General features: G+C 70.9%; 23 protein-coding genes. 6 read left to right on the top strand and 17 right to left on the bottom strand.

The window, feature by feature from the left end; genetic code table 11:
- The first annotated feature begins 10 nt into the window (after window positions 1-10).
- A complete protein-coding gene (locus tag ACOKM3_RS38335) occupies window positions 11-571 on the top strand; it encodes an RNA polymerase sigma factor (RefSeq protein WP_426907002.1) in 561 nt (186 codons plus the stop codon).
- A gap of 104 nt (window positions 572-675) precedes the next feature.
- Here the strand turns inward: ACOKM3_RS38335 and ACOKM3_RS38330 are convergent, their stop codons facing one another.
- The 10 genes from ACOKM3_RS38330 to ACOKM3_RS38285 form a co-directional block, all read right to left on the bottom strand.
- Window positions 676-1,050 carry a hypothetical protein gene (locus ACOKM3_RS38330; protein WP_426905877.1) on the bottom strand — a complete coding sequence of 125 codons (375 nt, stop codon included), beginning with the start codon at window positions 1,048-1,050 and terminating at the stop codon, window positions 676-678.
- A complete protein-coding gene (locus ACOKM3_RS38325) occupies window positions 1,047-1,949 on the bottom strand; it encodes an alpha/beta hydrolase fold domain-containing protein (RefSeq protein WP_426905876.1) in 903 nt (300 codons plus the stop codon). The genes ACOKM3_RS38330 and ACOKM3_RS38325 overlap by 4 nt, the downstream gene beginning before the upstream one ends.
- Entirely contained in the window at window positions 1,946-3,157 is a 1,212-nt protein-coding gene (locus tag ACOKM3_RS38320; RefSeq protein WP_426905875.1) for a beta-ketoacyl-[acyl-carrier-protein] synthase family protein, read from the bottom strand. The genes ACOKM3_RS38325 and ACOKM3_RS38320 overlap by 4 nt, the downstream gene beginning before the upstream one ends.
- Window positions 3,154-4,212 carry a ketoacyl-ACP synthase III family protein gene (locus tag ACOKM3_RS38315; protein ID WP_426905874.1) on the bottom strand — a complete coding sequence of 353 codons (1,059 nt, stop codon included), beginning with the start codon at window positions 4,210-4,212 and terminating at the stop codon, window positions 3,154-3,156. The genes ACOKM3_RS38320 and ACOKM3_RS38315 overlap by 4 nt, the downstream gene beginning before the upstream one ends.
- Window positions 4,213-4,255: 43 nt before the next feature.
- Window positions 4,256-4,687, bottom strand: a complete 432-nt coding sequence (locus ACOKM3_RS38310; protein WP_426905873.1) for a hypothetical protein — start codon at window positions 4,685-4,687, stop codon at window positions 4,256-4,258.
- Between the two features lie 14 nt (window positions 4,688-4,701).
- The gene (locus ACOKM3_RS38305) at window positions 4,702-6,135 is read right to left on the bottom strand and encodes an MFS transporter (protein ID WP_426905872.1); all 1,434 of its coding nucleotides are present in this window, start codon (window positions 6,133-6,135) and stop codon (window positions 4,702-4,704) included.
- Between the two features lie 52 nt (window positions 6,136-6,187).
- The gene (locus ACOKM3_RS38300; protein WP_426905871.1) at window positions 6,188-7,561 is read right to left on the bottom strand and encodes an aldehyde dehydrogenase family protein; all 1,374 of its coding nucleotides are present in this window, start codon (window positions 7,559-7,561) and stop codon (window positions 6,188-6,190) included.
- Between the two features lie 21 nt (window positions 7,562-7,582).
- Window positions 7,583-8,695: an AMP-binding protein gene (locus ACOKM3_RS38295; protein ID WP_426905870.1), complete on the bottom strand. Its 1,113-nt coding sequence runs from the start codon at window positions 8,693-8,695 to the stop codon at window positions 7,583-7,585.
- A gap of 63 nt (window positions 8,696-8,758) precedes the next feature.
- A complete protein-coding gene (locus tag ACOKM3_RS38290) occupies window positions 8,759-9,868 on the bottom strand; it encodes a 3-oxoacyl-[acyl-carrier-protein] synthase III C-terminal domain-containing protein (protein WP_426905869.1) in 1,110 nt (369 codons plus the stop codon).
- Complete coding sequence (locus ACOKM3_RS38285; RefSeq protein ID WP_426905868.1) at window positions 9,865-10,353, bottom strand: ester cyclase; 489 nt, start codon at window positions 10,351-10,353, stop codon at window positions 9,865-9,867. Before ACOKM3_RS38285 ends, ACOKM3_RS38290 begins: the two co-directional genes overlap by 4 nt.
- 556 nt (window positions 10,354-10,909) lie before the next feature.
- On the opposite strand from ACOKM3_RS38285, the gene ACOKM3_RS38280 reads away from it, so the two are divergent.
- A complete protein-coding gene (locus tag ACOKM3_RS38280) occupies window positions 10,910-11,443 on the top strand; it encodes a TetR/AcrR family transcriptional regulator (protein ID WP_426905867.1) in 534 nt (177 codons plus the stop codon).
- Between the two features lie 22 nt (window positions 11,444-11,465).
- Here the strand turns inward: ACOKM3_RS38280 and ACOKM3_RS38275 are convergent, their stop codons facing one another.
- From ACOKM3_RS38275 to ACOKM3_RS38255, 5 genes are all read right to left on the bottom strand, one after another.
- Window positions 11,466-12,506 (bottom strand): FAD-binding oxidoreductase, encoded by a 1,041-nt coding sequence (locus ACOKM3_RS38275; RefSeq protein ID WP_426905866.1) that lies wholly within the window; start codon window positions 12,504-12,506, stop codon window positions 11,466-11,468.
- Window positions 12,503-13,762: an aromatic ring-hydroxylating oxygenase subunit alpha gene (locus ACOKM3_RS38270; protein ID WP_426905865.1), complete on the bottom strand. Its 1,260-nt coding sequence runs from the start codon at window positions 13,760-13,762 to the stop codon at window positions 12,503-12,505. The genes ACOKM3_RS38275 and ACOKM3_RS38270 overlap by 4 nt, the downstream gene beginning before the upstream one ends.
- A gap of 20 nt (window positions 13,763-13,782) precedes the next feature.
- Complete coding sequence (locus tag ACOKM3_RS38265) at window positions 13,783-15,843, bottom strand: oxidoreductase (RefSeq protein WP_426905864.1); 2,061 nt, start codon at window positions 15,841-15,843, stop codon at window positions 13,783-13,785.
- A gap of 170 nt (window positions 15,844-16,013) precedes the next feature.
- Window positions 16,014-16,763, bottom strand: a complete 750-nt coding sequence (locus tag ACOKM3_RS38260) for an IclR family transcriptional regulator (RefSeq protein WP_426907001.1) — start codon at window positions 16,761-16,763, stop codon at window positions 16,014-16,016.
- 101 nt (window positions 16,764-16,864) lie between these two features.
- Window positions 16,865-17,665, bottom strand: a complete 801-nt coding sequence (locus tag ACOKM3_RS38255; protein ID WP_426905863.1) for an IclR family transcriptional regulator — start codon at window positions 17,663-17,665, stop codon at window positions 16,865-16,867.
- A 205-nt stretch (window positions 17,666-17,870) separates the two neighbouring features.
- Here ACOKM3_RS38255 and ACOKM3_RS38250 point away from each other — a divergent pair, with 205 nt between their 5' ends.
- From ACOKM3_RS38250 to ACOKM3_RS38235, 4 genes are read left to right on the top strand one after another with little or no spacing between them, the layout of a single operon-like run.
- On the top strand, window positions 17,871-19,076 hold the full coding sequence (locus ACOKM3_RS38250; protein WP_426905862.1) for a quaternary amine ABC transporter ATP-binding protein: 1,206 nt from the start codon (window positions 17,871-17,873) through the stop codon (window positions 19,074-19,076).
- Window positions 19,060-19,986 (top strand): ABC transporter permease, encoded by a 927-nt coding sequence (locus ACOKM3_RS38245; protein ID WP_426905861.1) that lies wholly within the window; start codon window positions 19,060-19,062, stop codon window positions 19,984-19,986. The genes ACOKM3_RS38250 and ACOKM3_RS38245 overlap by 17 nt, the downstream gene beginning before the upstream one ends.
- Window positions 19,987-20,003: 17 nt before the next feature.
- Window positions 20,004-20,927 (top strand): glycine betaine ABC transporter substrate-binding protein, encoded by a 924-nt coding sequence (locus ACOKM3_RS38240; RefSeq protein ID WP_426905859.1) that lies wholly within the window; start codon window positions 20,004-20,006, stop codon window positions 20,925-20,927.
- A gap of 44 nt (window positions 20,928-20,971) precedes the next feature.
- On the top strand, window positions 20,972-21,487 hold the full coding sequence (locus tag ACOKM3_RS38235) for an MmcQ/YjbR family DNA-binding protein (protein ID WP_426905858.1): 516 nt from the start codon (window positions 20,972-20,974) through the stop codon (window positions 21,485-21,487).
- A gap of 16 nt (window positions 21,488-21,503) precedes the next feature.
- Here the strand turns inward: ACOKM3_RS38235 and ACOKM3_RS38230 are convergent, their stop codons facing one another.
- Both ACOKM3_RS38230 and ACOKM3_RS38225 read right to left on the bottom strand, forming a co-directional pair.
- Window positions 21,504-22,598, bottom strand: a complete 1,095-nt coding sequence (locus ACOKM3_RS38230) for a MerR family transcriptional regulator (RefSeq protein WP_426905857.1) — start codon at window positions 22,596-22,598, stop codon at window positions 21,504-21,506.
- Complete coding sequence (locus ACOKM3_RS38225; RefSeq protein ID WP_426907000.1) at window positions 22,592-23,317, bottom strand: HEAT repeat domain-containing protein; 726 nt, start codon at window positions 23,315-23,317, stop codon at window positions 22,592-22,594. The genes ACOKM3_RS38230 and ACOKM3_RS38225 overlap by 7 nt, the downstream gene beginning before the upstream one ends.
- Between the last annotated feature and the right edge of the window lie 11 nt (window positions 23,318-23,328).

The raw sequence follows: 23,328 nt of genomic DNA, 5'->3' as shown, positions 1-23,328 counted from the left end.
CGTGGCACACATGGCCCCGGCCGACGAGGACGTGGCGGATCTGGTGACCGCGTGTCTCGAGGGGGACCAGCGGGCGTGGGTACGGCTCGTGGACCAGTTCACCCCGATGGTGTGGACGATCACACGCTCGCACCGCCTCTCCCCCGTCGACTGTCAGGACGTGTACCAGCTCACCTGGATGCGGGCCGTTCAGTACCTCCCGCAGCTGCGGGAACGCGCCCAGGTGGCGGCGTGGCTGGCCACCACGGCCCGCCGCGAGTGCCTCAAGCACATCCAGCGGGGCAGGCGTCTGGTCCCGGTCGGCGACAGCCCCCTGTTCGACACGTACGAACGGGAGACGGAGCACCCGGACGAACCGGCCCTGCGCCGCGCCGAGGCCGGCGAGGTGCTCGACGCCTTCCGTCAACTGCCCGGCCGGGACCAGGAGTTGCTCGGTGTCCTGCTGGCCGACCCGCCGCCGAGCTACGACGAGGCGAGCCGGCTGCTCGGGCTGCCGCGCGGTTCGCTCGGCCCGCTGCGGCGGCGCGCCCTGGCCCGGTTGCGCGGACTGCTGGAGGCCCCCGCCCGGTGACCGGTCGACGCCACAGGACCGCGCCGTGAAAACGCGCCGGCCTCCCGAAGGATCCGTCCGGCGGAGCCCTTCGGGAGGCCGGCGCGGCTCGGCCCCGGGGTGCGCTACGCGACGATGCCGCGTTGGCCCGTCACCGAGTACACCTTGCGGATCCGGCCCGCGTCGTCGCACTCGAAGACGTCGGTGCCGCCGACGACACGGTCCGGGCCGATCCGCAGGTCCCACAGCGAGACGGCGAAGTCCGCGCCGGGGGTGAGCAGGTTGCGGACGAGCGAGAACTCGAGGTCGTTGTCGAGGGACGCCCGGAAGTCATGGACGAACGACTTGAGTTGGGCGGGCCCGCTGATGTCGTCCCCGTTGTGGGTCGAGGCATCGCGGCCGAAGAAGATCGAGAACTCCGGGGAGCACACCTTGTCCGCAAGGTCGAGCGCTCCGTTCCACATGTCGTTCCACTGGGTCAGGGTCTTCAGCTCGATCATTTCTGGTTCCACCGTTCTGTTCCTTGGCGGCGCAGGAACGCCGCCTCTCTGGCCTTCGCCACCTGTGCGGCGCGGCACCGCACGGTCGTGAAGGCGTGTGCCGCGCCGGCGAACACGTCGAGTTCCGTCGGCGCGCGGGTGCGCCACTTCGCCTCCATGGCGAGCGTCTGCTGAAGCAGCGCGTCCTCGGTGCCGACGCAGAAGCGGGCGGGCGGCACGCCGGGCAGCTCGGCGTGCAGGGGCGAGGCGTCCGCCCGCTCCGCGCGCCCGGCATCGGGCATGAGCAGCGCGAGCGCCCGCTCAAGGCCCGTGGTGAGGTCGAAGGCTCCATAGTTCAGCGAGACGGCGGAGAACGGCTGCCGGCCGAGCCGCCGGGGCAGCTCGACGGCGGCCATGGCGGCCAGGTGTGCCCCGGCGGACTCGCCTCCGACGGCCAGGAACGGCGCACCGTCGTCCGTGGGTCCGGCCAGCGCGTGGGCCACCGCGAGGACGTCCTCCAGGCAGGCCGGGTAGCGGTGTTCGGGCGCCATCCGGTAGCCGACCGACGTGACCGTCAACTCGCTCTGGTCCGCCAGCCGTTGCAGCGTCGCGTCGTGCATGGTGTGGCTGCCCAGGCACCATCCGCCGCCGTGCAGGTGCAGGTACCGGCCGCGTGAGCGGGTCCTGGGGGTGAACGAACGGACGGGCACCTGCTCGATGGTGGCATCGCGCGCGCTCGTCTCGGTGGTGTCACCGCCGAAGCGGACGGTCTCGCGGTACTGGGCGAAGGTCATGCCGGCGGGCACCTGGTAGAGCGTCGTCAGCCGGGACTTCAACAGCTCGCCGACGCGCACGGACTCCTCGGCGTACTCGTGCCCGATGGTCGCGAGCGCCGCGGTGGCTTCGGGGCGTGTGGTCATCGCGCCGCCCCCAGGGCCACCACGGCGGACTGGCTGCCCAGGGCGAACGCGAAGGACAGCGCCGCGGACAGCTCCGCTTCCCGCGGGCCGCCGAAGACGGAGTCGAGACCGCATGCGGCGTCGGGGCGGCTGCTGTTGCCCGTGGGCGCGATCGTCCCGGAGTCGAGCATGCAGGCCGTGGCTGCGATGTTGACGAGCGCGGAGGCCCCGAAGAGGTGACCGAAGACCGGTTTGACCGAGGTCAGCGGGACGTCGGTGTGCTCGCCGAAGACGCGCCGGACGGCCCTGCTCTCGGCGAGGTCGTTGGTGCGCGTACCGGTTCCGTGGCCGCAGACATGACCTATGTCGCCGACGGACAGATCGGCCTTCTTGATGACCCGCTCGGCGAGCGCCGCCGTCTTCTCCCCCGACAGCTCCATGGTGGTGGGGTGCGCCGCTTCGTTGGCCACGCCGGTCGCCAGCACGAGCGCGTAGATGTGCGCGCCGCGCGCGACCGCGTCGGCCTCCCGCTCGAGGACCAGCGTGACGGCGCCCTCGCCGAGGGCGGTGCCGTCGCGGTCGGCGTCGTAGGGGCGGATCGAGTCCTGCGGCGTCGTGCCGGCACTCAGTACGCGGGAGGCCGGATCGGTGTAGACGCGCAGCAGGTCCGCGGTGAGCGGGAACTCATGGCCGGCCACGATCATGACGTCGGCCTCGTCCGCGTGCAGTTCGGCGGCGGCGGTGCGCAGCGCGTGAGTCCCGCCGACACAGGCCGACGACACGGTCGAGACATAGCCCTGGACGCCGGTGCGGATGGCCGCGATGGCGGCGGGCGCGCCGGGCAGCCCGCCCAGGACGCGGCCGATGCCGGACGCCGAGGCGAATTCGCGTTCCCACCACTGAAGCGGTCCGCGCGAGGAGGAGGCGATGATGCCCGTACGGTGCGGATCGACCTCGCGGACTCCCGCGTCTGCCAGCGCTTCGTCGATGCCGGCGAGGGCCGCGAGGATCTCCCGCGAGTACTTGCGCGCGTGCTTGGGGTCCAGTCCCTCGACGACGGGCTCGTGCGTGAGTCGGCCGGCCATCACGGTCGGCACACCGAGGTCGTGGAACGCCGTGTACGGGCTGAGCGTCGATGTTCCGGTGCGCACATGGCGCCAGAAGTCCCGGGCGGTGCGCACTCCGCCCGGCAGGGTGAACCCCATGCCGGTGATCGCGAGACGGGTCATGCGGCACGCTCCTCGGGAACCTGGAGCACGGCGCAGGTGTAGGAGTAGCCGCCGCCGGCGCCCAGGACGAGCATGATGTCGCCCGGCGCCATGTCGCGTGCGGCCTCGGCGTCGGCGAGGTTGGCGAGGAAGTCGCCCGCGCCCAGGTGCCCCGTCTCGCTGTAGCGGCACTCGATGCGGTCGCTGTACTTCTCCTCGATCGGCCCGATCATCAACTCGCGCACCTTGTCGCTCAGCCGGGGCGCGAGAACCTTGACGATCCTCGGGTCTCCCGGTGCCAGGCGGGCGCTCGCGAGGGCCTTGTCGACCGCGTCGGTGATGCACTCGTGGGAGACCGCGCGCAGGCGGGGGCGGCCGCCCTCGTCCGAGAACTTCTCCGTCGGCATGGCGTTGAGGTACGGCACCGGCGCCTGGTGCGCGCCGAAGCCGTCGTAGTCGTCGCGGGTGCGCCACAGTTCGGGGGCGGCGGTGTGCTCTATGGCCAGGAGGTGGAAGGCGTCGCGGGGGTCGGGCGTGCCCACCACCGCCGCCGCCGCGCCGTCGCCGTAAGCCAGCATGATGTGACTGCGCCAATGGTCGACGGCCGGGGCGGTGAACCGGTCCGCGGCCACGATCAGCGCGTGTGTCCGGCCGTCCAGGCACAGCTGGCCGGCGGCGAGGGAGAAGGACATGGCGGCGCCGTTGCAGGCCTGCTGTATGCCGACCGGCGCGCACGACCGCGGCAGGCCAAGGCCCTCCGCGACACAGTGCGCGGCGGTGAAGAAGGGGTTGCCCTGGTAGTTCGTCCACGCGTACGCCAGCAGCCCGATGCCGTCCGCGGGTACGCCGGACGCCGTCAGCGCGGCCCGGCCGGCGGAGACGGCCATCGCGGGCGCGGACTCCGTTTCCCAGGACCGGCCGATGTGCAGGGTCACATCGCCGTGCCGGGCCGCCTGTTCAGCGGTCAGGTTCCCGCCACGCACTTCGTCCTGTGGGGTGCGTGTCTTGTCCGGGAACCAGCCGCGTGCCGCCCGGACCCCGAGGATCGGCCGGACCGTTGGTGTCTTCAGTGCCATGGATGCTCCTGGGAGATCTGGTCGGGATGCCTGTCCGGTGGGCTCAGGTCGTCCTGGTGACGGCTCCTTGGGACCAGCACTCGGTGATCTGCAGCGACGCGTCGACCTGGAAAATGTCGACGCCGACGAAGAGCACGTCCTCGCCCGGGACGTCGTAGGGCCAGCCGGTGGCTCCGGTCCAGGTGCCGGTGCCCACCCAGCGGAAGGCGAAGCGGCGGCGGTCGGGGTCGACGAACGGACCCAACTGCGTTGCGTAGCGCAGCCCTTCGAACTTTCCGGAGAAGCCGGAGACCCACTCGGACATCTGCGCAGGCCCTGAGATCTTCGACGGGTCGATCGTGGCGCCCACGTCGGGCAGGTGCAGCAGGTACCTGTCCGGGGAGATGATCTCGTGGGCGACATCGGAGTTCTCGTTCCACATGCGCAGCCACTTGTTCCATATCGCCTGCGCGGCATCCGTGTTGAGCGTGAGCATGCGACGACTTCCTTCTATTCGGTGGCGGGGGCGGCCGGTCGGCGCGAGCCGATGAGGGCGACCGCGGCCGCGACGAGAGTGAGAGCGGCGCCGACGATCCACGCGTCGCGCAGGGCCGGCACCGGTGACGCCCCGCTCCGGGCGGCGCTGTCATGGATGACGAGGAGCAGGGCGACGCCGATCGCGATGCCCAGCTGCTTCGCCATGGTGTGCACGGCCGAGCCGGAGGCGTAGAAGGCCTGCGGGATGGTGGCGGAGACCTGGCCCGCGAACGCCGCCATCGCCACGATCGTTCCGATGGAGGTCAGCATCGAACCGGGCATGACGGCCAGTACGTACGGCAGGTCGGTGGGAGCGGTGACGATCCACCACACCATCCCCGCGCCGAGGACGACACAGCCCAGGGCGGCGGTGCGGGGCAGACCGATGCCGCGCGCCATGCGTCCGGTGAGCATGGCGAAGATCGGCATCAGTACGGTGCCCGGTGCGATGGCGAGGCCGGTCTGGATCGCCGAATAGCCGCGCACGTTCTGCGTCCACAGCACCACCGAGAGGAGCATGACGGCGAATCCCGCGCTGTAGACGAACGCGGCGACATTGGTGCGGACGTAGACGGGCAGCGCCAGCAGTTCGCGCGGGACGACGGGTGAGGCGTGCCGCAGGTTGCGCAGGGCGGCGACGGCCAGCATGAGCGCCGCGCAGGCGAATCCGAGCAGCGTGGTGGCCGATCCCCAGCCCGCTTCGGGGGCTTCGACGAGGGCGAACACGGCGCCGCCCGCGAAGAGGGCCACGGCCAGGGCACCGATGAGGTCGGGCCCGGGAGCGGTGGTGGAGCGCGGGGGCGAGGCGGGCAGCACACGGGCTCCCACGACGACCGCGAGGGCGCCGATCGGCACGTTGATCAGGAAGATCAGGCGCCAGTCGGACTGGACGAGCAGTCCGCCGACCACGGGGGCCATGGCCGCGGCGATACCGCCGGCCGCGGTCCAGCTGCGCACCGCGCGCTGCTGCCGCTCGGGCGGGTTCACCTGGAGCAGCAGGCCCATGGAGGTCGGGGTGAGCGCGGCGGCGCCGAGCGCCTGTAGCGCGCGGGCCGCGATGAGGACGGGAAGGCTCGGCGCGAGCGCGCAGGCTCCGCTCGCCAGGGTGAACAGTACGAGCCCGGCGAGGAAGGTCTGCTTGCGGCCGAGGTGGTCGGCCAGTCGTCCCGCGGGGATCAGGGCGGCGGCGTACAGGATCGTGTACGCGTTGAGCGTCCAGCTGACGACCGCGTTGTCGTAGCCGGGGAACTCGTGCTCGATCGCGGGGAAGGCGACGTTCACGATCATCATGTCGAGGCTGGTCAGCACGAACCCGCAGCACAGGACGGCGAAGACGATCGCTCGGCGGCGGTCGGCCGCCTTGTCCACCGGTCGGGCGGCGGCGACGGCAGGCGTTTCGGTGCTCATGGTCGGTTCTTTCGGTTGTGTGCGGTCGGGTCGTCGCCGTCGTACGGCCGCGTCATCGGATGACGCCCTTGGTCGTCATCAGGTGCTCGGACAGGTAGCCGTCGTGGGGCACGCCCGGTTTCATCCAGGTCGTGGTGTGGGCGCCGATGTAGACGTTGGAGATGCTCGGTTCGTCCAGGAGCCGCTGGGCGAAGTCCGTGTCCTCGGTGATCGCGGTGACGACGAGGGAGCCGGCCAGCGGCCCGATCCCCTCGGCGCGGTCGAACGGTGCGATCCATACGCAGGGGAAGGGCAGCTCCGCGCCGAGGACCGGGGCGCGGGCGTCGGGCGCGACGCGGACGACGGGACGCAGCACCGCCGTGCCCGGCCGCACGATCTGGACGAGCTCGGCCGGTCCGTACCCGGTGGTGCCCACCGCGATCTGCTCGACGTGGTCGGCCAGTTGGCGGGCCGTCGCCTCCGGCAGCTCGACGCGCGGGTGCTCGGCCGCGTACGCGGCGAGCCGCTCCGCGAGCGCGGCGGCGAAGGCGTCGGCCGTGGCGGCGTCCCCCTCGACGAGCACCGCGGTGGTGCAGGTGCAGGCGGCGCCGCCGAGGCCCGCGACGGACGCGGCGACGGTGTCGAGGTGCGCACGCCAGTCGACGTCGTTCGTGACGAGTGTCTTGGAGCGCCCGGGGCCCTGGGTGAGCACCGCCGGGTTCGCCGCGTACTTGTCCACGACGGCCTGGCCGCCGTAGACGAGCGCCCGGTCGGCCTGCTCGATGAGCGCGTCGGCGACGTCGTGCCCGGTGGGCAGCAGTGCCACCTGCTCGGCGAGGCCCGCCTCGCGGAAGGCCCGCACGAGGCGTTGCGGCGTGAAGGGTTCGCGGCTCGAGGGCCGCACGGCGACCGCGTAGCCGAGGGCCAGCGCGCTGGGCCAGAGGCTGTGCACGCCCGGCGTGTTGCCCGAGGCGTGGACGGCAAGGGTCTTCCCGCGGCGCGCCCAGTAGGCCGCGCCGTCCCGCAGGCGGGGGTCGTCGATGCCGGTGACCGCGCCGCGGGGGATCTCCTGGGCGAGCGTGTCCGGCAACGCGCGCAGCGTCCGGGCGATGGCGGCGACCGAGGCGTGGGCGATGGCCCTCGGCACGCCGGCGCAGCGGCTGACCAGGTCGAGATAGTCGTCGACCGTGCGGCCTTCCAGTACGGCGTTCTCGAACAGGTCGGCGGCCTTGGCGACCAGCTCGAGGCGCCGTTCGTACGGCAGCACGGGGGCCTGTGCCAGGCGGGCGAAGGCGCGGGTGACATAGAGCCGGGGGACCTCGCTGATGGTCCCGATCTCCGTGCCGTCGGGCAGGGTGAGCGGCCTGCCGGCGCGGGCCCGGTACTCACCTGCCCCGGTGATCGCGTCGACGTGGGTGAACTCGGCCGTGGTGTGGGGGGTGTTCATGATCGGTGGACCCCTTCGGTCTCAGTAGACCCCTTCGGTGACGGCGGAGCCGTCGAAGGTCTGTACCGGCGCCACATCGGCGACCGCGTCCCCGATGTGTCCGTCCTCTGCGGGTGTCCGGACCGCGGTGTCGCGCTCCAGGTTGTTGGGGATCAGGGCGTACTTGGTGATGTGGTTCATGACGATCTGCCCGCGCTCGCCGTACGCGACGGGTCGCCCGGTCCCGGGGTCGACGACCCGGAAGAACACGTACGGGGAGAACGGGTCGAACGTCGCGAGGCCCGAGGGCTGTTCGTCCTTGCGCTCCACGGCGACGCTGAGGATGGTCGTGCTGCCGTAGCCGCCGACGATCGGGATCCCGGGGAACACCTCCTCGCGCAGGATGGCGCGGGTGTCGGGATCCATGTGTGCGCCGCCCCAGGCGATGCGCTTGACCTTCGAGCGGACGAGGTCGACGAGCTCGGGGCGTTCGGCGATCTTCGTCAACAGAACGGGGATCGTCTGGATCATTCCGACGTCCTGGGTGGCCAGGATGTCGGCGGTCTGGTCGACCAAGTGGTCGACGTAGGCACCGAGTTCGTCGGCGCGGCCGCGCTCGATCAGCTTCTTGACCCACCGCGGGTCGACGTCGATGGTGAACCGCTTGCCGCCCAGCGCGTGCGACTGCCGGACGGTGACCTCGCCGATCATGTGCGGTCCCGACGGTGTCGTGGCGAGCAGGTTGATGCCCGAACCGCCCAGGCCCGAGGCGGCTTTGCGGCCCGCCCAGGCGAGGTAGCGGGAGAACCACTCCTCGAACATCAGGAACCGCTTGGGCCGGCCGGTCGTGCCGCCGCTCTCGAAGATGGCCGCGATCTTCGCGTCCCCGAGGCCCCGGGGCACCAGTTCCTCGGCGCTGACATCACGGAACTCGTCGATGAGGTTGGGGAACAGGGCGAGGTCCTCGACGGACTTGACGTCGGTCAGGGGGTCGAAGTCCAGCCGGGACCTGCGGTCGAGCCAGAACGGCGAGCCCGTCCCGGGGCCGAAGTGCCACTGCATGAGGGTGCGTACGTAGGCGTCGGTGTCGGTGACCTTCTGCTGCGTCGGGTCGACGTCGAGAATCGACCAGTCGTGCGCGGCGGCGTCGGACATCGCTGGATCCTTTCGAAAGGTGGGTGCAACACGGGAGAGAGGTGGGGGGGGCGGGTACGCGCGTCAGCCACGGGGAGGGACGGGGCCCACCTTCTGTACGAGCGCGGCGGACCAGGTGAAGCCGCCGCCACCGCCGATGACGAGTGCGTGCTGTCCCTCGTCGATCAACTCAGTGCGGCGCAGGTGGTCCAGGTTGGCGAGGAAGTCGCCCGCCCCCAGGTGCCCCGTCGTACGGCGTTCGCAGTGCAGGGTGGGGCGCAGGCGCGAGTCGATCGCCCCGGAGTACATGAGGTCGAGGACCTTGGGGCTCAGCCGGGGAAGCATCGCGGCCCGCACGTCGCCGACGCGGACGCCCGCGGTGGCGATGACGTCGGCGACGAGTTCGCCGATGGCCTTGACGGCCGTGTCGCGGAATTCCTCGGTGCCGCCGGAGCGCTCGAAGAAGGCGCGCTTGGTGGCCTTGGCGTCGACGGCGGACCTCAGTCGGTGTGGTGTGTCACCGAACGCGTCGCCCTCGCGGTACATGGCCTCGAACCGCGACTGAGCCCGTGAGCCGAGGGCGCGGATGCGCAGGGCGCTCGTGTGCGGGCCGGGACGGGGGGCGAGAATCGCGCAGGTGCCGCCGTCCCCGTAGACGGTGTCATAGTCGCTGCCCCAGCGGTCGAAGCCGGGGCCACCGAAGGTGTCCGCCGTGGTGGCCACGCTCAGGGTCGAGTCACCGGGCCTCGCGGACCGGATCCGCTGGACGGCGATGTCCAGGGCCGCGGCGCCGCCGTTGCACATCTGCCCGATGGCCATCGGGACGCATCGCTCGAATCCGGCCTCGTGCGCGATGAAGTGGGCGGGGGACCAGAAGTCGTGGCCCTGGTAGTAGATGTGACCGTGCATCAGGTGGCCGACGCGGTCGGGCTCGATGCTCGCTTCCGCCGCGGCCCGGCGTGCCGCCGCGGCGGCGAGCACGGGCGCCGACTCCGTGCCCACGTGCACGCTCGCCACATCCAGGCGGTCGGCCTCCTCCTGGGAGATCCGCCCCCGGCGCACGGCGTCGGCGGCGGACTCCACGGCCGGCGGGAGCTCGACCGCGCTGCCGACGAGAAAGGCGTCCGCCTCACCCGGTGCCGCGCGTAATGGCTCGGGCCGGGTGCCCATGACGTCCCTGTGGTCGCTCGTCACGACCGGGCCCCCTCCGGGATCGCGGCCCCGAGCTGTCCGTACAGGTCGAGTTGGTCGTCGGTCAGCCAGTACTCGGCGATACGCCGGCCCTCGAGCCGCAGAATGTCGACGCCCCGGATCGAGACCTCGGTGCCGGCCGGCACGGTCGCCGTCGCCGGGACGCCGCCCTGCCACGTGCCGGTGAAATGCCAGCGCGCCACGACGAACCGGTCCTCCACGAGCCACGGACCGAGTTCCGCGACGAAGCGGGCGTCCGGCCGGTAGCAGCTCCGGAAGCCAACGATCCACCGCGTCACGTCCTCGCGGGTGCTCAGCGACGCGGAGGGCGGCATCCCGAACGTGGGCAGGTGCACGGTCACGTCATCGGCGATGAAGGTGGCGGGATCCGTCTCCCCCGTGCCGTTCCACAAGCCCGTCCAGGATGCCCAGATCTCGTGTCCGAGGCCGCCCGACGGGATGTCGACCGAGGGCCGTGTCGCTCGCATCGTTCTTCTCCTTCAATGTCGGCACTCAGGGGCCGCTCGAAGAATTTCGCCGTCCGGTTCCGATTTCGCGAACCGATCATGCCCGCAGAAAAGTGAAGCAATTCAGACGCGTCAAGCACTCATTCCCGGATCCCCCGTCGGCACGTTTTGAACGCGCAATTCGAACCGTGCGCCGGATTGGCGCAGACCAGTCGCGAACGCCCGGACCACAGCACGTGGCGGCCGTGACCCGATGCACATGACTGTAGCCCGTCCCATCGAGCACCGCAAGCACTAAGTAAGTGGATACATACAAGCGGGCAGGCCTTCTCCATAGCACCTCTGACCTGCATATATACAGGTTCACTGGAGGTTCTGCGCCTCACAGGAGTGTCCTTCAAGTTAGTAGTAACTTTCCACTGCCTCCCCGCCCCGCAACCGGAAGGCGGGCCTCGGCCGGGGCGCCCGACCGGCCACCCCCGACCCCTCTCCCCGCGCGCCGCGTATGACACAATGAGCCATGCAGAAAACTCGTATGTCGTCGGCCGAACGACGGGCGCAAATCCGAGATATCGCCATGCTGGAGTTCTCCAGGACCGGACTCTTCGGCACTTCCGCCGAGGTCATTGCGCGCGCGGCCGGAGTGACGCAGCCGTACATTTTCCGACTGTTCGGCAGCAAGACGAAACTCTTCGTCGAGTGCGTCCGGATCTCGTTCGCCCAGTCGACGGCGCGCATGCTGGACGCCGCCGAGGGGCTGTCCGGGGTCAACGCGCTCGTCGCGATGGGAAACCAGTACCGGTCCAACCTGGAGAACAACCCCGATGTACTGATCCAGGGACAGGCCTTCGCCGCGTGCGCCAACGAAGAAGTGCGCGAGGCCGTCCGGGAGGCATACGGGAGCCAGTGGCGCCAACTGGCCGAGCAGGCGGGGGTGGAGCCCGTCCAGATGAAGGTCTATATGGCGCTCGGGCTGCTGCTGAACGACTTGACGGTGATCGACGCCAAGTCGTCCGCGAGCGCCGACGAACAGTGGGTGCACGACGCCTACACCGTCATCGACTCCTCCGTATTCGCCGCGCTGGGGACGTTGAGCAACGTCGAGAGATGAGCGGGCGCCCGCGACAGGGTGGCTACACGTCGATCACCAGATCTTCCTGCGGCGTCGAACAGCACAGCAGGATCTTGTTGTTGGCGATCTCGCGGGGGCGGATGCCGCCCGCGTGCCGCATGTCGACCGAGCCGGACAGGAGCGTCGTCTTGCAGGTTCCGCACATGCCCTGCGCGCACGATGCGGGGAGCGTGATGCCCTCGCGGGCCGCGGCGGCCAGGACGGGGGTCTCGGCGTCGCACTCGATGGTGCGTCCGGTGCGGGCCAGTTGCACCTTGAAGCCGGTGCCGGTGCCGACGCCGGGTTCGGATTCGGCTGCCACCGGCGGCTCGAACGTGAAGCTCTCCTCGTGGTGGTGGGCCATGTCGAAGCCCTCGGCGGCGAGCATGTCGCGCACCGCCCGCATGTAGCCGGCCGGTCCGCAGGTGAACACCTCGCGTTCGGCGAGGTCGGGGGCGAAGGACCGCAGCATCCGCGCGTTCAGCTGCTCGCCGTGGTCGTCGAGGACGTGACGTACCCGGAAGTTGGGGGACGTCGCCGCGATGAGGTCCAGCTCCCGGCGGAAGATGATGTCGTCGAAGGTGCGGGCGCTGTGGACGAAGACGACGTCCACGGGGTGGGCCAGGTCGTACAGCGCCCGGGTCATCGACATCAGCGGGGTCACACCGCTGCCCGCCGACAGGAACAGGTACTTCGGGGCGGGGTGCTGGTTGATCGTGAACCGGCCGAGGGGGCCGCGCGCCCACACCGTGCCGCCGGGTGTCAGGTGGTCGTGCAGCCAGTTGGACACGTGCCCGCCGGGGACGCGTTTCACCGTGATGGTGGCGAGGTCGGGGCGGGTGGGCGCCGAGGAGAGGGTGTAGCAGCGCTCGACGGGCTCGCCGTCGATGTCCAGGCAGAGGGTGAGGAACTGGCCGGGGTCGTGACGGAAGAGCCGCGGCTCGGTGGGCGCGAGGACAAAGGTCCGCACGTCCGCCGTCACGTCGTGGACCTGCCGGCACACCAGCAGGCCGTCGGCCCAGGCGGGCGGAAGTCCCGCCGCGGTCCGCGTCGCTGTCGTCATGGCCCCTCCAGGTGTGCCGTGAGCCGGTTGATGTACCAGGTGACGAAGTCCTCGACCTGGGATTCGGTCGGGCTGTAGGGGCCCGGGACATACGCGGGGCTGCTCACACCCAGTTGGGCGCGGGAGACGAAGACCGCGTCCTGTTCGTTGGTGGCCACCCAGACGCCGGTCAGGGTGTCGAGGTCGTAGTCGATGCCTTCCTCGGCGTCGGCGTGCACGAGCCATGTGGTGCGTACGAGGGTGCGGTCGGCGGCGAGCGGGACGACGGAGAACAGCACCGCGTGGTCGGCCGAGAAGTGGAACCAGGCGTTGGGTTGCAGGTGGAGGCCGAGGTGGCCGAGGCGCGCCGTCGGGAAGTCGGCGAGCAGGCGGCGTACGGCGGCCTTGCCGTCGGGGGTGAAGGACTCCCCCGCGAGGTCGAGCGGTTCGCGCTGGACGCGGAAGCCGGTGGGGCGGTCGGCCAGGTCCTCGATGGTCGCGTAGGGCAGTCCGAGGGACTCGTACGTGGCGCGGGCCTCGGCGTCGGCCTTCTGGAAGCGTTCGAACGTGGCCCGCATGCCGGGCGGCACCTCGTCCTCGGTGAAGTTGTAGAGCGGGAAGTAGCAGCGCTGGAGTTCGGGGTGGCCCGCGCAGTGGTAGCACTCGCGGTTGTTCTCCATGGTGAGCTTCCAGTTGCCGTGCTCGACGAGGTCGAGCTGCTGGGCCACCTTGGCGCGGGCCAGGTTGTGCGGCGCGAGATAGGGCTCGACCTGGGCGGCGAACTCGTCGAAGTCGGCGGGCGGTTCGGCCGCGAGGGAGAGGAAGACGAGGCCGGCAACCGTGCGTACGTGGACGGAGCGCAGGCCGAAGCAGGAGCGGTCGAAGTCGGGCGGCTGCGACTCGGCGTGCAGGAGTGTCCCGTCGACGCCGTACGTCCAGTGGTGGTAGCCGCAGACGATGTTGCCGACGGAGCCGCGCTCGTCGTTGAGGATGCGGGCGCCCCGGTGGCGGCACACGTTGTGGAAGGCCCTCACCTCCTCGTCGTCGTCACGGACGACGATGACGGAGTACGGGCCGAGGGTGAGCGTGATGTAGTCGCCGGGTTCCGGGAGTTCGGCCTCGGCGGCGGCGAAGATCCAGCTGCGGGCGAAGACGGCGTCGACGTCGAGGCGGAAGAACGCGTCGCTGACGTAGAAGGGGGCTTCGAGGCTGTGGCCGGGGGTGCGCCGGGCGACGAGGTCGGCGGGTGTGGCGGTGTCGGAGGCGTGAACGGTCATGGTGTCTCTCCGAAGGCTCGTCAGACCGGCAGGCAGAGGCGCAGCGCGTCGTACACGGCGGCGTGGATGTTGCGGCTGGTGACCGCGTCGCCGATGCGGAACAGCTGGTAGCTGCCTGCCGGGTTGCGGACGACGGTCTGCGCCTCGCGGGCGAGGAGGGCCCGGTGGTCGACCTCGCCGAGGTTGCGGGAGGCGGGCAGCAGATCGGTGTAGAGCTCGTCGTTGGGCAGGGTGCCGTGCTCGACGACGACGTGGTCCACGACGCGTTCGGTGTCGGTGCCGGTGTACTCGCTGAACAGGGTCGCCACCAGTCGGCCACCCTCACCCCGACGTACGGAGCGCAGCCGCCGGGCGAGCGTGACGGTGACGTCGTGCTCGGTGAACGCCCGTATGTAGGCAGGGGAGTTCATGCTGCCGACGTCCGGCGCCAGGGTGCGCTCCGGTGTCACGTACTCCAGCCGGGCGCCGTGCGCGGCGAGGAGTTCCGCGGCGTCCATGGCCGGGTAGCCGCCGTGGTCGTCGTGGATCAGGACGTCCTTGCCGGCGCGCGGGCGCAGGGAGCCGGACATCACGTCCCAGGTGTCCGCGACGAGCCCCTCCCCCGCGGCGAGGAAGGAACGGTTGGGGAGGCCGCCGGTGGCGACGACGACCAGGCCGGGGTGTTCGGCGAGCACGTCCGACGCTTCGGCGTACGTGCCCAGGCGCAGGTCGACGCCGAGGTGTTTGCACTCGGCGACGCGCCAGTCGACGATGCCGAGGAGGTCCTGGCGGCGTGGGTTCTGCGCGGCGAGCCGGATCTGGCCGCCCGCCTGGTCGCCCGCCTCGAACAGCACGACGTCGTGGCCGCGTTCGGCCAGGACGCGGGCGGCCTCCAGGCCCGCGGGGCCGCCGCCGACGACAACTGCCTTGCGGCGCGCCCCCGTTGTGGCCGGGACGGTGTGGGGGATCTGGAGTTCACGGCCGGTGGCCGGGTTGTGGATGCACTTGGTGTCCCCGGAGTCGTAGATCGCGTCCAGGCAGTAACTCGCCCCGACACAGGGGCGGATGCGGTCCTCCTCACCGGCGGTGATCTTGGCGACGAGGTGCGGGTCGGCGATCTGCGCGCGCGTCATGCCGACGAGGTCGAGGAGGCCCTCGCGCAGGGCGTGCCGGGCGGTGGCGGGGTCGGCGATGCGGGCGGCGTGCATGACGGGGATGTCGAGGCGGCGGCGTATCTCGCCGGTGAAGTCGAGGAAGGGGCCGAGCGGGGTGCCCATCGACGGGATGGTCCGCGACAGGGAGGCGTCGGATTCGATGGTGCCACGGATGGCGCTGATGAAGTCGATGCCGTCGGCGGTGAACTGCTGGGCTGCGGCGAGCCCTTCGGCGAAGGTGAGGCCGCCGGGGAGGGCTTCGTCCAGCGCCATACGGATGCCGACGACGAAGTCGGGGCCGACTGCTTCGCGCACCGCCTGTATCACGCGGCGGGGGAAGGCCATCCGGTGTTCCAGGTCGCCCCCGTACTGGTCGTCGCGGTGGTTGGTGGCCGGGGAGAGGAACCCGTCGAAGAAGTGGCCGTAGGACTGCAACTCGATGCCGTCCAGGCCGCCTTCCTTGCAGCGCACCGCCGCGGCCGCGTAGTCGGCGACGATCCGGTCCAGGTCCCAGGGCTCGGCGGCCTTGGGGAAGGCGCGGTGCGCGGGCTCGCGCAGCGGGGAGGCGGCGACCACCGGCAGCCAGTCCCCCGTGTAGTTGCTGGTGCGGCGCCCGAGGTGGGTGACCTGGCACATGACGGCCGCGCCCGCCGCGTGCACGTCGTCGGCGAGCAGTCGCAGCCAGGGCACGATCTCGTCGCGGTAGAGCAGCAGGTTGCCGAACGAGGGCGGGCTGTCCGGGGAGACGACCGCGGAGCCGCCGATCATCGTCAGGCCCACGCCGCCGCGGGCCTTCTCCACGTGGTAGGCGCGGTAGCGGTCCTTGGGCAGTCCGTCCTCGCCGAAGGCGGGCTCGTGGGACGTGCTGACCACCCGGTTGCGCAGGGTGAGGTGCTTCAGCCGGAAGGGCTGGAGCAGGGGATCCAGGTTCGTGTTCGGTGCGCGCACGACAGCTCCAAGGGAGGCAGGGAAGCTCTGTGGCCCGGATGTGATGGCGAGACCGCATGACGACGACGCCGACGCCAACGCGCCTTCGTTTCGCTATACGAAACAACGACGCGATGCGAGACAAATGTGCGGCGCGCGTGACCGCGTCGTCAACCCCTACCGTTGCGTAATCAGCCGCGCCGGATGTAGCCCTTGCGCCACGAGATCTTCTCGCCGGCCGCCACCAGCTGTTCGGCGAGCCCGGAGATCGTGTGGTCGTTGATCCGGAACGTCGGCCCCGAGACGGTCACGGTGGCGATGACCTCGCCGTTCAGCGACCTGATGGGGGCGGACAGCGAGGCGAGCCCGATCTCCAGCTCCTCACTGATGACGCCGTAGCCCAGTTCGCGCACCCCTTGCAGCTGCTCCTTCAGCAGCGCCGGGTCCGTGATGGTGTGCGGCGTGAACTCCTCCAGCGGCTGCTCGAGGATGTCGGCGGCCTCCGGCTGCGGCATGTGCGCCAGGAAGACCTTTCCGGCCGATGTGGCGTGCAGCGGCGTGCGCTTGCCGACCCAGTCGATGCTGGTGATGGCCGCGTTGCCGAGCACCTGGTCGATGCTGATGACGGCCTCGCCGTCGTAGACCGCCACGTTCACCGTCTCGCCGACGGCGGCGGCGAGCTCCTGGCAGACCGGCCGGCTCAGCAGCGACAGGTCGTTGCCCTTGGTCGCACCGCCCGCGAGTTCGACCACGGTGTAGCCGATGCGGTAGCTGCCGCGCTCACTGTCCTGCTCGACGAGGCCGCGCGCCTCAAGCGTGGCGAGCAGCCGGTACACGGTCGACTTGTGGATGTCGAGGGCGTCGGCGATCTCCGTGACGCCGGACGGCCCCTGCACGGCCAGCACTTGGAGGATCGAGACCGCCCGGTCCACCGACTGCACCGACGTGTCCCGCGCGCGACCTTTGCTGCTCATACGTGGAGCCTATCCAGGAAGTGCCTGCGCACACCGGTCGCGACCGCGTACGGGCGGGCCCCGCCGGCTCAGCCCCGCTTGACCTGTCCCCGACGCCACGAGATCCGCGCCGCGGCCGCGAGCAGCATTCCGGCGAGGACGGGCGCGGTGTCCTCACGGATCCGGAAGGCGGGCCCGGCGAGGGTCACGGCGGCGACGACCGTGTCGTCGAGGGCGCGGACGGGCGCGGCGAGGGAGACGAGGCCGATCTCGTACTCCTCGAACGAGACGGCGTAGCCCCGTTCGCGTACGGCGGCGAGGTCCTTCGCGAGGTGTTCGCGGCGGGTGATGGTGCGGGGCGTGTACCGCTCCAGGCGCCTGCCCCGGGGCAGCTCCGCGGGGAGGCGCCCGTGCCGGTCGGGGGCGGGGTGGGCGAGGAAGACCTTGCCCGCGGCGCTGGCGTGCAGCGGACAGCGCCGGCCGACCCAGTCGACGCTGGTGATCGACGCCTCCCCGGCGACCAGCCCGACGGTGACCACGTCGCGGCCCTCGCGGACGGAGACGTTCACGGTGTCGCCCGCGGCCAGCGCCAGCTCCTGGCAGACGGGGCGGCTGAGCAGGAACAGATCGGTGTTCTTCGCGGCCGCCGCGGCGAGTTCGGTGAGCGGGTGGCCGATGCGGTAGCGGCCCCGGCCCGCGCCCTGCTCGACCAGACCACGCGCCTCAAGTGTGGCGAGCAGCCGGAACACGGTCGTCTTGTGCACGCCGAGCTGCCCGGCGATCTCGGTGACGCCGCACGGTCCGCGCACGGCCAGGATCTGCAGGACCGACACCGCGCGGTCGACGGACTGGACCGCACGGTCGCGCGCTCGCCCACGGCTGCCGGTCATCGCCACAGCGCCCTCCAGCTCTCCGCCTCGGCGACCCAACGCGCCGCCCGTAGACGTTAATTCGCGGTTGCCCGGATGCAAGAGCCTTGACCGCCGTCAGGATCAACGGCATCGTCACACCGTACTGCACATCTGTTGCGCATTGCGAAACACCAGCCCGGACTTGTTCCAACCGCCCCGCGCGGACCCCTGGAGGTGGGGCACGGTGATCGAAGCAGCACGGCTCAACAAGATTTTTGAATCCGCCGACAACACGGTGCACGCGGTGCGTGACGTTTCCTTCACCGTCGAACCCGGCGAACTCTTCGTCGTCATGGGCCTGTCCGGGTCCGGGAAGTCGACCCTGCTCCGGATGCTCAACCGTCTCATCGAGCCGACTTCGGGCGAACTCCGCGTGGGCAGCCGGGACTTGCTGGCGATGAACGATGCGGACCTGCGCGAACTGCGCAACCGCAAGGTCAACATGATCTTCCAGCACTTCGCGCTCTTCCCGCACCGCACGGTCCGCGAGAACGCCGCGTACGGAATCCAACTGCGCGGCGGCACCGCCGCCGAGCGAAGGGAGCGCTCGGACTGGGCGCTCAGCACCGTCGGCCTCTCCGACTGGGCCGACGCCTATCCCAGCGCGCTCTCCGGCGGCATGCGCCAGCGCGTCGGCCTGGCCCGCGCGCTGGCCACGGATGCCGAAGTCATGCTCATGGACGAGCCGTTCAGCGCGCTCGACCCGCTGATCCGCCGTGACATGCAGGACCTGCTGCTCGGCCTGCAGCGCGATCTGCGCCGCACCATCGTCTTCGTCACCCACGACCTCAACGAGGCGATGCGGCTCGGCGACCGGATCATGGTCATGCGGGACGGCGGCGTCGTACAGCTCGGCACCGCGACCGACATCCTCGACTCCCCCGCCGACGCCTACGTACGCGACTTCGTCTCCGACGTCGACCGCTCCCGCGTGCTGACCGCCCGCGCCGTCATGCGCGAGCCACTGACGACGGCCGGCCTCGACGACGCCCCGCGCGACGTCCTTCGCGCCATGGCCGACATCGAGGCCGGCGCCGTCTACGTGCTCGACAGCGACGGCCTCGTCTCCGGTGTGGCGCACGCCGAGGACATCGCACGGGCCGCCGACGCGGGGCACGCCTCCCTGCGCGACAGTCCGGAGAGCCTGACCGACGCGTACGGGCGGGCGGGCCCCGACACGCTGCTCGTGGATCTGTTCCCGGCGGCCGGGCGGTACGCGGTGCCGCTGGCCGTGACCGACGACGACGGGCGGCTGCTCGGCGTCGTACCGCGCGCGGCACTGCTCACCGCTCTCTCTGCACCAGAAGCACCCAACTCCCGCGAAGAGGGCGATACTTCGGAGACATCGGGCAGCACTCACGAGGAGGTGGCCGATGCTGTTCAGCGTTGATCTCGGCACCCCGGTCAACAAGGCCGTCGACTGGCTGACCGAGAACCTCAGCGGCCTCTTCGACGCCGTCACCACCGTGATGACGGAACTGGTCAACGCGGTGCTCTTCGTCCTGACGGCCCCTCATATGGTGGTCATCATCGCGGTGTTCACCGTGCTCGCGTTCCTCGCCCGCGGCTGGTTCTTCGCCGTCTACACGCTGGGCGCGTTCCTCCTCATCCAGGGCATGGGCCTGTGGACCCCGGCGATGCAGACGCTCGCCGTCGTCGTGGTCGCCTCGGTGTTCGCCGTGGTCATCGGGGTGCCCATCGGCATCTGGGCCGCCCGAAGTCCGCTTGTCAGCGCGCTGGTTCGGCCCGTTCTCGACTTCCTGCAGACGCTGCCGGTGTTCGTCTACCTCATCCCGGCCGTCTTCTTCTTCGGCATCGGGCTCGTGCCCGGCGTCGTCGCCACCATCCTCTTCGCCATCTCGCCCGCCGTACGCCTCACCGAACTGGGCATCCGGCAGGTCGACCGGGAGGTTGTGGAAGCCGCGCACGCCTTCGGCGCCCGGAACGGGCAGATCCTGCGCGGTGTCCAACTCCCCCTGGCCCTGCCCTCGATCATGGCCGGCATCAACCAGGTCATCATGCTGGCGCTCTCCATGGTCGTCATCGCCGGCATGGTCGGCGCCGACGGTCTGGGGACCATCGTGGTGCGCGGCATCAGCCAGCTCGACGTCGGGATCGGCTTCCAGGGCGGCCTCGCCGTCGTGTTCCTCGCCATCTTCCTCGACCGCACCACCAGTGCCCTCGCCACACCCCGCATACGCCGCTGGCCGGGGCGCGGGCGTACCGGCACGACCCCGCCGGTGGCCGACACGGAGAAGTCGTCCTCTCCCGCCTCGCCCACCACTCCGGTTTCCGCGTGAAGACAGGAGCTCCGCCCATGATCCGCAATCGCCGCCGCCGCACCACCTTCCTGATCGGCTGTACCGCCGCCGCCCTCACCCTGCTCGCCACCGCATGCAGCGGAAACACCTCGAAGGTCGAAGGGGGATCCGACGACGACAGCGGCAGCGGCTCGAAGACGGTCAAGCTGGCCTACGTCGCCGGATGGGACGAGGGAGTCTCCGCGACCTTCCTGTGGAAGCAGATCCTGGAGGACAAGGGGTACAAGGTCGACGTCCGTGACCTGGACATCGCCAGCACCTACACCGGCATCGCCAACAAGCAGGCCGACATCTACCTCGACGCCTGGCTGCCGGTCACCCACGAGACGTATTGGAAGAAGCTCGGCCCCAAGATGGAGAAGCTCGGCACCTGGTACGAGCCGGCCGACCTCAATCTGACCGTCCCCAAGTACGTCAAGGACGTCAACACCATCGAGGACCTCAAGGGGAAGTCCAAGGAGTTCGGCGGCAAGATCGTGGGCATCGAGGCGGGCTCCGGTCTGATGCGCCTGACCCGCGATCCCGTGCTGCCGGACTACGGCCTCAAGAGCGAGTACGAGCTCTCCGAGTCCAGCACGTCGGCGATGCTCTCCGCCCTGAAGAAGGCGGTCAAGGAAGAGAAGCCGATCGTGGTCACGCTCTGGCGGCCGCACTGGGCGTACACCTCGATGCCGCTGAAGGTCCTCAAGGACACCAAGAAGGCCTACGGCAAGCCCGACAAGGTCCAGATGGTCGCCTCCAAGGGCTACTCCAAGGCCAACCCCGAGGTCGCGGGCTGGCTCAAGAACTTCCACCTCACGAGCAGCCAGCTCGGCAGCCTGGAACTCCTCCTCCAGAAGAAGGGGACGGGCAACGAGCAGGCCGCGGCGAAGGAGTGGATCGGGGACAACAAGCAGCTGGTGGACAGCTGGCTGAAGTGACGTGACACCGGGACCGGAGTGACACCTGCTGCCATGCTGGGCGTATGACGACGATCGCCCAGCTGCGCAAAGCGGCGCTCGCCCTCCCGGAGACCGAGGAGGGGACCCACTTCGGCATGGCCGCCTTCTCCGTACGGGGCAAGGGTTTCGCGTCGCTCACCAAGGACGGGTGGGTACAGCTCCGGCTGTCCGAGGACGACGCCCGGGCGGCACTCGCCGCGCACGCCGGGGCGGTGGCCGTGCTGCGCTCGGGTACGCCGATCGGGGTGCGGCTCGCCCTGGCCGACGTGAACGGCAAGGACCTCAACGCGCTGGTGCGGGCGGCCTGGTCGAACCGGGCGCCGAAGCGGCTCGCGGCGGCCGCCGACGCGACGGGCGACCTTCCGGCCGCCATCGGCAGGCCCGCCACCCGGGCTCTGCTGGGCACGGGCATCGACACGCTGGAGCGGGTGGCCCGCCATTCGGAGGCAGAACTGCTCGCGCTGCACGGCGTGGGCCCGAAGGCCGTGCGGGTGCTCAAGGAGGAGCTGGCCCGCAAGGGGCTGGGGCTGCGTGCCTGACCCCGCCCCGACCCGGCTATGCGTCGCGCAGCCGGAGCAGATACGTCGCGGTCAGCGCCACGGCACGGTCCTCGTCGGCCGACAGCTCGACGAGAGCGCGGGTCGCGGTCGCCCCGGGGATGCCCGCGAGTGCCTGCGTGAGCCGACCGCGGGCGCGGGCTTCGGTGGCCGGGTGGGCGAGGCGCTCGACGAGGGCGGTGGCGATGCGCTCGGCCGGCGCGGTGGCGTCCGCCGGCACGGTGACGCCCGCCGGCGCGGTGGCGTCCGCCGGCGCGGTGGCGTCCGCCGGTGCGGTGGCGTCCGCGGACCCGGTGGTGCTCGAAAGCACGCTCAGCGCGTCCGCCGCGTCCGTGTCGTTCCTGCCTGCCACGATCATGTCGATCAGCTCCGGGACCGCGTCGGTTGCTCCCCGGTTGCCGAGTGCCACGGCGGCGCGCCCCCTGACCACGGCGTCGGGGCCCGCGAGGGCGTGCCGGAGTTCCGCGGTGGCCTCGTCGCCGGGCAGCTCGGCGAGGCACTGAGCAGCTCGATCCCGTACGGCGCCCTCCGGCGAGCCGAGCGCCTCCACCAGCAGCGGCAGGCTGTCGGCGCCGCCCGAGCGGACCAGCGCCCAGCGCAGCGCCCCGGAGACATTCGTGTCCGTCTCGCCCAGCACGGCCTCGACCAGGGCCGCCACGGGCAGCGCGTCCTGGCCGCCCGACGAAAGGGCCGCGCGCTGCCGGGCGTCGGCGCTCTTCGATCCCAACGCCTGTAGCAGCGCGACGACTTGGAGCACTTCCTCCCAGTCGCCGGGCTCCGCCGCGTCGATCCGGTCGAGACGCGTGAGCAACTCGGTCTCGGCCGCGATACGTTCACGCGTCTGCCGGATGAGATCGCCGACGAGTGACGAAGGCGTGAAACCCGGTTCGTCGAGCGCCCGCCCGATCTCGCGCAGCGAGAGCCCCAGAGACCGCAGGCTCTCGATGTGAAAGATCCGCCGGATGTCGTCGCCCGAGTACTCCCGGTACCCGGAGCCCGTGCGCTCCGAGGGCCGCACCAGGCCCAGCGACTCGTAGTGCCTGAGCATGCGGGCACTGACCCCGGACCTTCGCGCCACCTCACCGATCAACACACTTCATCGTCCACCACGGGAGCCCCGCCGAGCGCCACGACGCGCTTCGCCTCCTCGATCGCGAAGCCGAACCCGGTGTCCGGGTCGCGCAGCACCTGTTGCGTGGCGAGCGCGTGTGCCCGCACGGCCGGGTCGGAGGAGATCGCCGCGGCGCGCAGCGCGGGCATCGCCACGTCGCCGAGGTCGACCAGGGCCCGGCCCAGGCTCAGCTGCGTCTCCCGCCCGCCCCGGCCGAGCTGCGTCGCGAGTACGGCGGCGAGCGCGGCCTTCTCGCTGCCCGCGCCGTCGCCGGTGCCACCGTCCTCGCCGTCGCCCACACCGTCGTCCGGTACGAGCACGACGGCCGCCCGCCAGGCGCTGCGCGCCACCTCGTCGTCGGCGTCCGTCAGCAGCTCCCGCGTGATCACCGGCCAGGCACTCCGGTCGCCGATCTTCGAGAGCGTGTGCAGCGCCTGGCTCCGCGCCTGCGCCGGCCCCGAACGCACCTCGCGCAACAGCGCGGGGAGCGTCAGGGCCGCCGGGTGGCGGGTGAGCGCCCAGGTCAGCATGTCGCGGACGTAGAACTCCGGCTCGACCGCGCACCGCTCGACGAGCGTGCCGACGAACCCCGGGTCGGGCGCCGAGCCGACCGCCATCGCGGCCCGCAGCCGCACCGACGCGTCGCGGTCCGCCAGCCCCCGCAGTGCGCGCAAGGTCTCCGTGTCCTGCCCAGTGATCATGATCGAGATCA

Origin of the sequence: Streptomyces nidicola, assembly GCF_050106155.1 — a bacterium.
In the GTDB taxonomy this organism is placed as follows: Bacteria; Actinomycetota; Actinomycetes; order Streptomycetales; family Streptomycetaceae; genus Streptomyces.
Note: the sequence above shows the minus strand (reverse complement) of the source record. Positions and strands in the feature narration are given on the sequence as shown.